The following is a 13097-nucleotide window of genomic DNA, read 5'->3' as shown; positions in this document are numbered from 1 at the left end:
ATTTACTAAAAATCCAACCCAAAAAATTCTTCAAATTTTCCGATCACAAAATCCAATTGTTCCGTATCCAATCCTGGGTAAATACCAATCCAGAAAGTCTGGTTCATAATACGGTCAGTATTGGTTAATTCACCAACAACCCGATACTTAACGCCTTCAAAGTAAGGTTGACGTGTCAAATTGCCTGCGAATAATAAACGAGTGCCAATTTTAACATCATCCAGGAATTTGATCAGGTCGACACGGCTTATGCCACATTCTTCTTTCAAGGTTATTGGAAAACCAAACCATGAAGGCTCAGAATTAGTTGTCGCCTCAGGCAACTCAATAAAATCCTCACATGAAGTGAGGCTAGCTTTCAGATATTCGAAATTAGCATTACGTTTCGCCACGAAATCAGGCAAGCGATCCATCTGTGCTAAGCCACAAGCAGCTTGCATATCTGAAATTTTAAGGTTGTAACCGACGTGTGAATAGGTATATTTGTGATCATAGCCAAAAGGCAGTGAACCCAATTTCTGATCAAAGCGATTACCACAAGTATTATCGCAGCCAGGTTCACAGTAACAATCTCGCCCCCAGTCTCGAAAAGATTCAGTGATTGTTTTCAATTCCGATGAGTTAGTAAAAACCGCCCCACCTTCTCCCATCGTAATATGATGTGCAGGGTAGAAACTAACAGTAGCGATATCACCAAAGGTACCAACATTCTGACCATTGTATTTTGCGCCAAGCGCATCACAGCAGTCTTCGATCAACCAAAGATTGTATTTATCAGCAATGCGTTTAACTTCAGACAAATCGAATACATTACCCAAGGTATGGGCAATCATGATGGCTCTGGTTTTATCACTAATCGCAGCTTCTATCTTCTCGGGATCAATGTTGTATGTAGGAATATGAACATCAACAAAGACAGGAATTAGACCATATTGAATTGATGGATTAACTGTAGTAGGAAAACCTGCTGCAACAGTAATAACTTCATCCCCCGGCTTCAGCGCGCGCTCACCGAGCTTGGGGGAAGTTAACGTCGCTAGGGCCAGCAAGTTAGCAGCAGATCCTGATACCGTGGTCAGCACGTGTTTCACACCAATAAATTCACCGAGACGACGTTCAAACTCACGGTTAAAACGACCCGTGGTCAACCACCCATCCAAGCATGCATCTACCATCATTTTTATTTCAGGAGCACCAATCACTTTTCCTGAAGGAGGGATGGCACTTTCGCCCGCCAGAAACACTTTAGGGGAAAAAGCTTGATTCGCGTACTGCTCTACCAGGTTAGCGATGTCTTCTCTTAGTTTTTGGGTGCTCATCAATGGTGACCTTTCTCGTTTTGGGTTTTCATATAATCATTTATTTCATTTAACGTAATCTGCCGCATATCTGTACCAGATAACCACGCTTTATGCCACTCGACAATGCGGTTGAGAGTCTCATCCAGCCGCCATAATGGCGACCAATTCAAACGCATTTTGGCCTTGGAACAATCCAGCTTCAAATAATGTGCCTCATGAGGGTGTTCGCCATTATCCAAGACCCAAGACGCATCATCCCCCCATGCACAAACCAATTTCTCGACAATCCATTGAACCGGTTGTGCATCCTCATCTAGCGGCCCAAAGTTCCAACCTTCAGAATACTCCGTACCCTTCAGATAAAGCGCCTGCGCAATACACAGATAGCCAGATAGAGGCTCAAGCACGTGTTGCCATGGTCGAATCGCATGTGGGTTGCGTATCAATACGGGGCGTTGATCTTCAAATGCCTTAAGGATGTCAGAAATCAGGCGATCACGCGCCCAATCCCCGCCCCCGATGACATTGCCAGCCCTGACCGAAGCCAGTGCACAACCATGCTCGTGGTATTTATCCGCGTTGAAGTAGGATTGTCTGAATGCTGAAGCGACTAATTCAGCGCACCCCTTACTATTACTATAGGGGTCATATCCCCCCATAGGTTCATTTTCACGATATCCCCAGACCCACTCTTTATTTTCATAGCACTTATCGCTGGTGATATTTATAACTGCTCTGATGCCACCGACTTTACGCACGGCTTCCAACAGGTGCACCGTTCCCATGACATTTGTTGAATAAGTGTCTATAGGAATATCATACGAAAGCCTCACCAGAGGTTGAGCTGCCAGATGAAAAACAATCTCTGGGGAAAACGCTTTGAGGCTCCTCTCCAGATTATGATAATCACGTATATCACCGATAACACTAGACATCCCTTCAGCGACATCGGCAGATTGATAAATGGATGGATTTGTCGGCGGTTGCAGCGCGTATCCTTTTACCTCTGCCCCCATACTTTGCAGCCATAAACATAACCAGCTGCCTTTGAAGCCGGTATGCCCTGTTACAAAGACCTTTTTACCTTGCCAAAAGTCTGGAGTAACCACTGTGTTTATCTCCATTTCTTCCAAGGGGCCTTGTCTTTACTCCATAAATCATCCAGCAGAACTTTATCTCGCAATGTATCCATGGGTTGCCAAAATCCAGTGTACTCGTAAGCCATTAATTCACCGCTGGAGGCCAGTGCCATTAGAGGCTCTTGTTCCCATGTACTATTGTCACCGTCAATCAGTTCTAAAACTTTGGGAGATAAGACAAAGAAGCCACCATTTATCAATGCACCATCACCTTTGGGTTTCTCTTTAAAGCTTTTCACCTGTCCCGCTTCAAGCTCAAGAGCCCCAAAACGGCCCGGAGGCAAAGTTGCGGTTAATGTAGCGAGTTTGCCATGCTGTCTATGAAAAGCGATTGTATCATTGATATCAACAGCACAAACACCATCACCATACGTAAAGCAAAAGCATTCATCATCTTTGATATACTGAGCGACACGACGCAGGCGTCCTCCCGTCATTGAGTGCTCACCAGTATCTACAAGTGTTACAGTCCAAAGCTCGGCACGTTTCTGATGCACCGTCATTTCATTATCACGCATATTAAACGTGATATCGGACATATGCATGAAATAATTAGCAAAGTACTCTTTTATTACATAGCCTTTATAACCACAGCATATGATGAAATCATTAATACCATGATGTGAGTACATTTTCATGATATGCCATAAAATGGGCTTCCCCCCAATTTCAACCATCGGTTTTGGCTTTGTAACAGTTTCCTCACTGAGCCTCGTACCTAACCCACCTGCAAGTATTACCGCTTTCATGAAATGCTCCTAAATAGTCCCTACTCTTTTAATTAAAAATAATATTATTGGGTATAATAATCACTATAACTCTGTTAATAAATGCATTATTCAACCAGACACAACAAAAGCATCTGAATAAAATTTTTCTGCAGGAAGCCCTTTGTCAACTAACAACGTTTTTGCAGACTCAATCATAGACAGGCTTCCGCAGGCATAAACACTCGCGGTCGTCAGATCGCTGATATCGTCAACAACACGATCCTGAATATATCCATACCTTCCAGCCCAACCATCCTCCGGCCGTGACAATATTAAATGCATTTTAATATTGTCATGCAGGAATTCCCATTGTTCAGCTAAAGGATCATAGAACAACTTGCTGTTCCTATTTCCCCAATAGATGTAAATATCACGCTGAATACCTTTGCTGAGCAAATCGACAATGATAGATTTTATCGGAGCAAATCCGGTGCCTGTTGCAAGAAAAATCAAGGTTCCACTTTGATTATCATTCCGGTAAAAAAAAGTCCCCTTTGGTCCCTCTAACTGCATTAATTGATTAGCGACTACATGACCAAATACTTTATTACTCATAATCCCATTCTCAACACGCTTTAAATGCAGCTCAATTCTATTATTATTAGGTGTTGATGCAATAGAATAACTTCGAGTGACTCCTTGGTACTTTAGATCAAGGTACTGGCCTGGCAAAAATGTAAAATTGACTGTAGGGGGCAGACGAAGAAAAACAACAGCAATATCATCTTGGGGATATGTTATCGAATCAACCTTGCAAGGAGCCGTTTTAGCTTTAATAGTTGCTAATTCTGGGTAATATTCAGCTTCGATAGTCATATCACTATCAGGCTTCATCTGACAAGTCAAAACAGTCGAAATGACATTACCATTGGAATCTAAAACATTAGCTTTACATGTGTTACACGCACCATTTTTGCAGCTATGTTCCAGGATTATACCCTGCGCTATTGCTGATTCTAGGATTGTTTTTCCTGAGTCACACTCAAAATTAACACCTGACGGCATTAGTTTAATTTTATTAGTCATAAAAAAATCGATGAACCATATACCATTAAGAGAGATTTGTGTTTATTGCAAGATTAACATCGAGCACGGCGCAAGCGTTACGGCCCAAACATCAGAATTAATATGCTCCATCCTTTTTCAGGACAACATTGATTGTCTTAAATAAAATTGCGATATCGTTCCATAATGACCAATTTTTCACATACCATGAATCAAAGTAGACTCGTGTGTCGTAGTCAACATCGTTTCTACCACTCACTTGCCATAACCCAGTCATTCCTGGCTTAGCCATTAAATAATAATCCACATCACCAGCATAACGATCCAACTCTTGTTCAACAATGGGACGAGGACCAACCAAGCTCATTTCCCCTTTCAAAACATTAAACAGTTGAGGCAGTTCATCCAAGCTTGTTTTACGTATGAATTTACCTACTTTCGTAATCCGGGGGTCATTCTTCAATTTAAAATCTTTGTCCCACTCGGCTTTTGCTTCCGGATCATTAGCCAGTAAATTGGTTAATATTTCCTTTGAATTCATAACCATAGATCGAAATTTTAGACATTTGAATTTTTTTGAATTTCGCCCAACACGTTCATGGCCGTATATGGCCGAACCACCATCTTTAGATATCAAATAAGCTAAAAGAAGCAATAATGGTGAAGTAATGCAAATGATCAAAAAAGACCCTGCAATATCAAAAACTCTTTTTATTATACGTGATGTTCTTTTAGCTAAATTATTACTCACTCGTAATATCATGACTTCATGGCTAAATATGAAAGACATTTCAGTCCCATACAAAGGAACACCCCGTAGTGTTGGAATCACGGATACAGAACGACATCTTTTCTTGGCTAACACCTTTAACCAATAATCTCTTAAATCAATATCATCAGAATCAACAGCTACAATGAACTGCGTCTCTTCTGTGCAACATTGTTCCCACAACTCACTTTCAGAAGTTATTACCGGAATATTATTAATTGGTGAATGATTGCGATTTGTTGAATAAAAAGCAGTAATGTTGAAACCTAAAATTTTCTCACTTTGTAAAGCGGCATAAGCTTCTTTAGCATTTTTCCCATTACCAATAATAATGGTTTGTTTCTTCCACAAATTAAACTTATTTAGAATACGTTTAGTTAATGAGCGCGCTATTGGAACCATCAGGAAAGCAAAAAACCATGTCAGCACGCACACATAACGAGAGAAATCCCATTTTGAAAAAGCGACCAAAGCCAAATCTAACACAGAAAAAATTGCTAAGGTTCTGAATATTTCTTTCAATTCAAACCAAAATGGTTTTCGGTATGAATAATGCTGTAGTCTGATCCAAAACCAACCAACACAGATTAATGAAAGAATCAGGTGTGAAATAAAGCGGTAAATAATTTCATTTTTTAGAATAAAACTAAAAATATTATAACCTGCGGCTTCGATACAAAAAACAGTCAGAAGTAGGGATATGTTAAAAAAAATCAGATCCGACCCAGCAAGAGCAATTTTTATTATGTTTATTTTTTTTATTTGCAGCGATGCATGCATATAATTGACATCCTAGAAAGTATGAAAAAAATTAAACATCATCAAAAACATAGGCTCGATTAGATTATTTTATGAATGGCTACCTTAAACTAAGGCTGAAATAATACATCAGAGATTTTAGTAAAGATAGGGCTTTGTTGAATAAATAGAAAGTTTGGGTAATCATCGGATCAGATCACCATAGTTGTGGCTTTGTTGAATAAACAGATTTTATGCTACCAGCCCAGTAAAACGATTGTTTCCAGCAACGTAAAATCATGCAGTTAAGCATCATGAGAAAACGGAATGCCTGAGGTGATAAGCATTTTCTACCAAAATGGGCATAGTAAAACAGCACGATTCCCTATTATTCAACAAAGCCCATTGAACAAGCAATCGGCGAAGGTTTTTATCTCCACGCTTGCTAATACCCAGCAGAGTATTCTTCCCTCCAGTACTGTATTGGCGGGGTACAAGACCGGTGGAAGCGGCAAAATTACGACTGTTTTCATATTGCTTGCCATCGCCTAACTGTGATGACAAAACGCTGGCTGTTATCGGTCCAACACCAGGGATGGTCATTAAATGCTGGCCAGTTTCATCTAGAGAGAGTGCCTGCCCAAGTTCTCTTTCGAGCTCTGCTATCTGCCCAACCAAATATTGGTAATGATCGTGTAATCGAAGCAGCAACTGTGCCAGATAAGGTGGCAAGTCATTATCAGCCAGAACAGCTGAAAGCCTTTTGATTACCGCAATACCTTTCGGCATGCTGATACCAAACTCCAGTAAAAAAGCATGCATTTGGTTAGTCGTTTTAACGTTGTCTCTGACCAACGACTCCCTGACGCGATGCAAGGCTCGCATAGCTTGCTGAGCCTCAGTTCTTGGCTGCACAAACCGCATGGAAGGGCGTGATCCGGCTTCGCATATTGCTTCGGCATCAACGAAATCGTTCTTGTTGCTCTTGACAAAAGGGCGGACAAACTGCGGAGAGATCAACTTTACTTCATGCCCCAGCTCACTGATCCGACGAGCCATAAAATGGGCACCGGCGCAGGCTTCCATTACAACGGTAGTAGGTGTACACGTAGCCAGAAACTCGATGAGTTTGGTGCGGGTAAACTTTTTCCGCAGTAATGCCTTGCCTGATTTATCCTGACAATGAATGTGAAAAGAATGTTTGCCGAGATCGATACCAATAAGCGTGACGTTTTGCATGATGGCCTTCTCCATAAAGAAACACCCTGTCAGCGTACCGCTCACAGGGTGGGGGTGACCATCTCATTAGGCTGTGTCCCTTAATCCCATGAGTTATACTAACTATTTGTTTCTACATCATTTTGAACTATGGCTCGCTACGACCTTCCCGATGAAGCATGGGCTATCATCCAGCCCTTACTCCCTGCTGAACCAGCAACACCACAGGCCGGACGCCCATGGGCTGAGCATCGCATGATTATCAATGGCATGTTCTGGGTGCTGTGCTCTGGTGCCCCATGGCGTGATTTACCTGAGCGATACGGCCCATGGAAAACCGTTTATAACCGCTTTAACCGATGGTCAAAATCGGGAGTCATTAACATTATTTTCAATAAGTTACTTTCATCACTTGATGCCCATGGCCTCGTGGACTGGTCAGCGACTGCGCTGGATGGTAGCAATATCAGGGCGCTGAAATGTGCTGCCGGTGCTCAAAAAAACATCCCGATATCACCGGAGATAATGGGCTGGGTCGCTCCCGAGGTGGTTTTGGCACCAAAATCCATATGGCTACAGACGGAAGTGGTCTTCCGTTAAACATCGTGTTGAGCCCCGGTCAGGCTCATGAAAGTCAGTTTGCACTACGTCTTTTGGACGGTATTGGTGTTCAACGCCAGAACGGCAGTATGAAACGCCGTGGTCATGCGGTGCTGGCTGACAAGGCGTACTCCGGGCATGTATTACGTAACGAGCGGAAAAACAGAGGTATAAAAACTGTCATCCCCCGAAAATCCACTGAAAAAATGGCGGTGGATGGTCGTTCAAAGCTCGATCGTGACGCCTACCGCAATCGGAACGTTGTTGAGCGGTGCTTTGGCCGTCTGAAAGAATACCGTCGCATTGCGACACGTTACGACAAAACGGCGAGGAATTATCTGGCAATGTTGAAACTGGGCTGCATCCGCCTGTTTTACCAGAGGCTATGTAATTAAGGGACACAGCCTAGGCCAAACACGCGTTTCATCATCAGGACTGTGGTGATGGTCATATCTGAGTAGTGGAGCGGTCGTCCACGCCGTTCAGTAGTCGTTTTTTCCGTCCATGCAGCAATGGCTGATTCATCTAGCCATACGGTTAGAGAACCGCGCTGCTTGAGGGCCTTGTTATAGGAGGGCCAGTTAGTGATTTTAAAATTTTGTTTTGCCATGGAGACCTGATGTTGAAACAACTATGGTGATCTGATCCGATGATTACCCAAACTTTCTATTTATTCAACAAAGCCCATAAAAACGCCAACCCGTGGTGAAATCTCACATCTGGTCATTGATGGAACCGGCCTGAAGGTCTTTGGCGAAGGCGAATGGAAAGTCCGGCAGCATGGTGCCGACAGACGCAGGGTGTGGCGTAAGCTGCATCTGGCAGTAGACAGTGCGACGCATGAGATTATCTGTGCGGATTTGTCGCTCAGTGGTACGACTGATGCCCAGGCTCTACCGGCACTGATAAACCAGACCCACCGGAAAATCAGAGAGGCATCGGCTGACGGCGCTTACGATACAGGTTACTGCCATGATGCTCTGCTGAGGAAGAAAATAAGGCCGCTTATCCCGCCGCGAAGGGGGGCGCAATATTGGCCGGACCACTACCACGAGCGTAACCACGCTGTTGCAAATCAGCGCCTGAGCGGCAGCAACGATACCTGGAAAAAGAAAGTGGGCTATCACCGACGCTCAGTGGCTGAAACGGCCATGTTCCGGTTCAAAACGCTTCTGGGTGGTCATCTAAGTCTGCGTGACTACGATGCTCAGGTGGGTGAAGCCATGGCGATGGTCAAAGCGCTTAACCGGATCACGCTATTAGGAATGCCGAACAGTATTCGCATCACGTAACAATCGACCTGGGGCACAGTCGTTACAAGTTCTGATTTATTCAACAAAGCCTAAAGATAGTATCAAACCAAACTTAATGTTTAAATGCTTATTTGATTAATTCAATAACTTTATTCGAAAAAATTTCTTTATCATCAGTCACAGACATATTCCCATTTTCAGTACTAATGCCTTCAGCACCCACAGAAGTGGTCACAATGGGTATATTAGCAGCAAGAGCTTCAAGAACTTTTAATTTCACGCCAGCCCCATAACGGAGAGGAACAACGGCAACACTTATTTTCTCAAAAAACTCAATTGGATCATCAACAAAACCGGTGACAATTACGCTATCGCTCGCTAATTTGCAAATTCGCTCCGGAGGATTTGCTCCGACAATATAAAATTTTAAATCTGGTTTTTTTTCTAGAATCAGTGGATAAATCTCTTCGACAAACCAATTAACAGCATCAATATTTTCCTCACGATTCATCGCCCCCCAAAACATCACAGTGTTTTTTTCAACACGATCTCTATTTACATTATAGAAACACTCTGACACTTGAGGGAAATCGACAGACACTCGTAATTTATTACTGTTATTAATTAGCTTTAATATATTTAGATCTTTTTCACTTAAAACAATTGCGCTATTAATAGACCCTAGGTATTTTTTTTCCCACTTTAGCAGCAAATGATGCTGAAATGAATAAAATAGCCGTTTTAACACAGATCCCTTACCATTCGCGAATCGAGAATACGATTGAGAAATGACATCATGGAATACCACAGTGGATTTTGAAATAAAATCACAAGGTATCAAAGCCATACCTTGCTCATACTCAATGTGAATATCAGTATCCTCAGTCAAAATATTTTTGATATAAGCCTTTATCCGTTTGTCATTCCTTACAGAAATTGGAATGGGTAACCACGGTGTTTTCAAAAAATTTAATAACCTATCGATTTTTGTTATATTAACGAAATGAACTGATTTACAATCATTAAAATCGTTGACATTAACATGTGCTAATTCTCTTTCATTAACAAAAGAAATTAAATGAACTTCGTTCCCAGAGTTAATAAACGATCTTAATCGATTAAATGCAAGTTTTTGCCCCGCTTCCGGTACAGATTGAGAAGGGAGGTGCATAGAAATAAAAATAACTTTTTTTGTCATATTCTGTACTTTACGCTAAGAGATATGTACAACTAGGCTGTGTCCCTTAATTGCATAACTTCTTGTAAAAGAGGCGGATGCAGCCCAGTTTAACCCATATCGTTATACACATCTTTTGGCCATTTTTTGAACAGGATGCTCAGAACCCCGTGAATTAAGGCATTCAAGCCATCCCATTGGCTTTTTGAGGTTCAAAATGCCACTCTGAGATAAACCCGTAACTCATTGATTAAACAGTGCGTTAGAAAGATGTGTATAACGATATGGTTCATCAGTAGGTAAGCTCCATGAGTCTCGTCGGAATCAAAGAACAACATTGCGTCCAGCTCTGGACAGGTTCGTCCCATACGCATTAAATAGGCGATGCGCCATGCCACGATCATGAACAGCGCCAATGCCCGCTCAATGCGATCCACGGTCGATAACTGTAACGCTTCGACACAGCAGCCGTTCTTCAGCACATTGAAGAACATCTCGATTTCCCATCTAGCCCGATACCAGTCGATCAGCTCCACGATATCTTCTCGTCCTTCAGGTACGCGATTGCTCAGCAACCGCTACTCGACCGGCTTCACGCCTGCTGGCGGCTCAATTTCCTTGGCTATCACACAAGTCACTGCCAACCCGCAACGCAGCGACACTCGCTTCACGCGCAGCGCCTGTTTCACCGTACGCGCCTTCTGCCCCGCGCGAGTGTAGTGGCACACTGATACTGGCCACCTGATCGGAGGTGATATGCTCACCTCATCAACACGACAGGTGACCTCATGGGTAAACATTTTACGGCGGAATTTAAGCTCGAAGCCGCAAAGCTGGTTGTCGACCACGGCTACACATACGTTAAGGCCGCAGAGGCGGTTAATGTCAGCCATTCTGCCATTAGTCGCTGGGTCAATAAGCTTCGCCTTGAACGACAGGGAAAAACGCCAACGGGACTTCCTCTTACCCCTGAACAGCTCGAGCTGCGTGAGATGAAGAAAAAAGTCCAATGCCTTGAAATGGAGAACGAAATCCTAAAAAAGGCTACGGCGCTCTTAATGTCGGACTCACTCAACGGTTCACGGTAGTCGACAGGCTGAGGGCGCGATACCCGGTCACGGCGTTGTGCCAAACTTTTGAGGTACATCGCAGCAGCTACAGGCACTGGCAGGCTTCCGCTAATGAACCCGACGGTGAGCACGTGGTTAAGTGTAGTCGCGTCATGGAAGCCTGGAACGCCAGCGGCGGCTCTGCCGGCGCTCGAAGTATCGCGACCATCGTCACCGGCAGCTCTGGTGTCAAAATGGGGCGCTGGCTGGCTGGCAAGCTGATGAAGGAGCTGGGTATCGCCAGCTGCCAGCGACCGGCTCACAAATACAAACGCGGCGGCAATGAACACGTTGAAATACCGAACTATCTCAACCGCCAGTTCGCGGTTACCGCGCCGGATCAGGTCTGGTGCGGCGATGTGACCTACATCTGGACGGGCAAATGCTGGGCTTACCTTGCGGTGGTGCTAGACCTGTTCGCCCGCAAACCGGTGGGCTGGGCCATGTCGACGTCGCCGGACTCGGCGCTGACAGTTAAAGCGTTGCAGATGGCCTGGGAACTCCGGGGACAACCAACAGGAGTCATGTTCCACAGCGACCAGGGCAGCCACTATACCAGCCGTCAATACCGGCAAGCCCTGTGGCGCTGCCGGATAAAGCAGAGTATGAGTCGGCGGGGTAACTGCTGGGATAATGCGCCAATGGAGCGGTTCTTCCGCAGCCTGAAGACAGAATGGGTGCCGACAAAGGGTTACAACAGCTTCAGCGAAGCCCAGGACGCGATTATCCGCTACATCACGGGGTATTACAGCGCTATCCGGCCTCACTGATATAACGGCGGCTTAACTCCAAACGAATCTGAGCGACTGTTCTACATACAGTCTAATGCGGTGGCCAATATTAGTTGACCACTACAAGCCACCACAACAAGAGAAGACCCGGAGTAAGGGCTGGATGATAACCCATGCTTCATCGGGAAGGTCGTAGCGAGCTATAGTTAAAAATGATGTAGAAACAAACAGTTAGTATAACTCATGGGATTAAGGGACACAGCCTAAAACTAGGAGTTTAATACTTTTATCTTTTAAAAAGACACAGTATTTAGCAATTTACTTGTATTCAACGCCAGTATCTTTTATGCATCGATAATTGTTTTATTACTACTTTAGGAATATGCCGGTATTTCTGGCCTAGCTTATAACCGAACAATTTCATAAAATTATTTAATAGCGCTATGGGAATAGATATTGGTGATTTCTTTAATAAATATTTAAATTCAGAACGGATATATTTAATTCCTTCACCACCCGCACCTCCAAATTTTTCTCGAATCCAGGGTTCATCGGCGTGAAATACACCTATATCAAAATAACGCTTGAACTCCTCAATTACGCTATAATTATGAGAATGCCTGACTTGAGCATCAGCAACATAGGCGATTTTATACCCCGCGAGTACAGCTCTTGCTGCAAAGTGCATATCTTCCCCGAGAATACAATTTGTTGGGAAGAAATTTAGCGCTCGGAATACTGACACTCGATATGCAGAAAATGAGTTAGACAGGAATACAGCTTTAATCCCTACCTGAGGTACATCAGCGATAGAGTAAACATGATGCTCATGAGAATAGTTGAAATATCTTGCATGTTCAGCAATAGCTTTCGCATCAAGATGAGGTAATTGACGCCCGTAAGCACAGGCAACAGTATCATCTGTAAAAACTTCTATTATTCTCTCAACAAAATTAGCCTCTGGTATTGCATCTTGCGTCAAGAAAATTACGATATCAAAATTTTCATAATTATTTTCAACAGCTATATTTCTTGTTCCACCATGATTGAAATCCTTAGAATCTATCATCGTAACGTGGAAACCATTATTCTTTGCTATTTCTCTTGTATTGTCAGTACTGCTTGAATCAATAACATGAATAGAAACATTATTATCACAGTACTGTTTTATCTTATCAGCACATTTCCCCCAAATAGCTCCACCGTTATATGTGGGAACAACCAATAGATATTTCATTACATACCCTTCCATCACCACCCCATAGATAAACAATATTTTTAAATTAA

At 43.3% G+C, this 13097-nt stretch carries 8 protein-coding genes and 5 pseudogenes; 3 read left to right on the top strand and 10 right to left on the bottom strand.

Annotation, left to right across the window (positions count from 1 at the left end):
* Window positions 1–5: 5 nt before the first annotated feature.
* The 6 genes and pseudogenes from rfbH to ACWWJF_RS09575 form a co-directional block, all read right to left on the bottom strand.
* Window positions 6–1319, bottom strand: a complete 1314-nt coding sequence (gene rfbH, locus ACWWJF_RS09600) for a lipopolysaccharide biosynthesis protein RfbH (protein WP_455869302.1) — start codon at window positions 1317–1319, stop codon at window positions 6–8.
* Window positions 1319–2410 carry a CDP-glucose 4,6-dehydratase gene (rfbG, locus tag ACWWJF_RS09595; protein WP_455871017.1) on the bottom strand — a complete coding sequence of 364 codons (1092 nt, stop codon included), beginning with the start codon at window positions 2408–2410 and terminating at the stop codon, window positions 1319–1321. The genes rfbH and rfbG overlap by 1 nt, the downstream gene beginning before the upstream one ends.
* 5 nt (window positions 2411–2415) lie before the next feature.
* Window positions 2416–3189 (bottom strand): glucose-1-phosphate cytidylyltransferase, encoded by a 774-nt coding sequence (gene rfbF / locus ACWWJF_RS09590; RefSeq protein ID WP_455869301.1) that lies wholly within the window; start codon window positions 3187–3189, stop codon window positions 2416–2418.
* 90 nt (window positions 3190–3279) lie between these two features.
* Entirely contained in the window at window positions 3280–4236 is a 957-nt protein-coding gene (locus tag ACWWJF_RS09585; protein ID WP_455869300.1) for an FAD-binding oxidoreductase, read from the bottom strand.
* A gap of 97 nt (window positions 4237–4333) precedes the next feature.
* Entirely contained in the window at window positions 4334–5764 is a 1431-nt protein-coding gene (wbaP, locus tag ACWWJF_RS09580) for an undecaprenyl-phosphate galactose phosphotransferase WbaP (protein ID WP_455869299.1), read from the bottom strand.
* Window positions 5765–6121: 357 nt separating this feature from the next.
* A pseudogene (locus ACWWJF_RS09575) lies at window positions 6122–6961 on the bottom strand (IS110 family RNA-guided transposase); the annotation flags it as partial.
* Between the two features lie 129 nt (window positions 6962–7090).
* On the opposite strand from ACWWJF_RS09575, the gene ACWWJF_RS09570 reads away from it, so the two are divergent.
* Window positions 7091–7935 (top strand): IS5 family transposase gene (locus ACWWJF_RS09570; protein WP_455869298.1). Its coding sequence is split into 2 segments (ribosomal slippage): window positions 7091–7436 and window positions 7436–7935, totalling 846 coding nucleotides; the frame shifts between segments, so codons are not numbered across the junction.
* Window positions 7936–7946: 11 nt separating this feature from the next.
* Here the strand turns inward: ACWWJF_RS09570 and ACWWJF_RS09565 are convergent.
* A pseudogene (locus tag ACWWJF_RS09565) lies at window positions 7947–8150 on the bottom strand (transposase); the annotation flags it as partial.
* Between the two features lie 76 nt (window positions 8151–8226).
* Between ACWWJF_RS09565 and ACWWJF_RS09560 the strand changes: the two are divergent.
* A pseudogene (locus ACWWJF_RS09560) lies at window positions 8227–8832 on the top strand (IS5 family transposase); the annotation flags it as partial.
* 88 nt (window positions 8833–8920) lie between these two features.
* Here ACWWJF_RS09560 and ACWWJF_RS09555 read toward each other — a convergent pair.
* The gene (locus ACWWJF_RS09555; protein ID WP_455869297.1) at window positions 8921–9991 is read right to left on the bottom strand and encodes a glycosyltransferase; all 1071 of its coding nucleotides are present in this window, start codon (window positions 9989–9991) and stop codon (window positions 8921–8923) included.
* A 272-nt stretch (window positions 9992–10263) separates the two neighbouring features.
* Window positions 10264–10686: pseudogene (locus tag ACWWJF_RS09550) on the bottom strand (IS4 family transposase); the annotation flags it as partial.
* Between the two features lie 72 nt (window positions 10687–10758).
* On the opposite strand from ACWWJF_RS09550, the pseudogene ACWWJF_RS09545 reads away from it, so the two are divergent.
* A pseudogene (locus ACWWJF_RS09545) lies at window positions 10759–11927 on the top strand (IS3 family transposase).
* A gap of 211 nt (window positions 11928–12138) precedes the next feature.
* On the opposite strand, the gene ACWWJF_RS09540 reads toward ACWWJF_RS09545, so the two are convergent.
* Window positions 12139–13047 (bottom strand): glycosyltransferase family 2 protein, encoded by a 909-nt coding sequence (locus ACWWJF_RS09540; RefSeq protein ID WP_455871016.1) that lies wholly within the window; start codon window positions 13045–13047, stop codon window positions 12139–12141.
* Window positions 13048–13097 lie beyond the last annotated feature (50 nt).

The organism is Symbiopectobacterium sp. Eva_TO, from assembly GCF_053848865.1.
Note: the sequence above shows the minus strand (reverse complement) of the source record. Positions and strands in the feature narration are given on the sequence as shown.

Bases quoted from the DNA above. Each gene is read 5' to 3' on its own strand.
- rfbH (WP_455869302.1), bottom strand. From the start codon at position 1,319: ATGAGCACCCAAAAACTAAGAGAAGACATCGCTAACCTGGTAGAGCAG.
- rfbF (WP_455869301.1), bottom strand. From the start codon at position 3,189: ATGAAAGCGGTAATACTTGCAGGTGGGTTAGGTACGAGGCTCAGTGAG.
- ACWWJF_RS09585 (WP_455869300.1), bottom strand. From the start codon at position 4,236: ATGACTAATAAAATTAAACTAATGCCGTCAGGTGTTAATTTTGAGTGT.
- wbaP (WP_455869299.1), bottom strand. From the start codon at position 5,764: ATGCATGCATCGCTGCAAATAAAAAAAATAAACATAATAAAAATTGCT.
- ACWWJF_RS09555 (WP_455869297.1), bottom strand. From the start codon at position 9,991: ATGACAAAAAAAGTTATTTTTATTTCTATGCACCTCCCTTCTCAATCT.
- ACWWJF_RS09540 (WP_455871016.1), bottom strand. From the start codon at position 13,047: ATGAAATATCTATTGGTTGTTCCCACATATAACGGTGGAGCTATTTGG.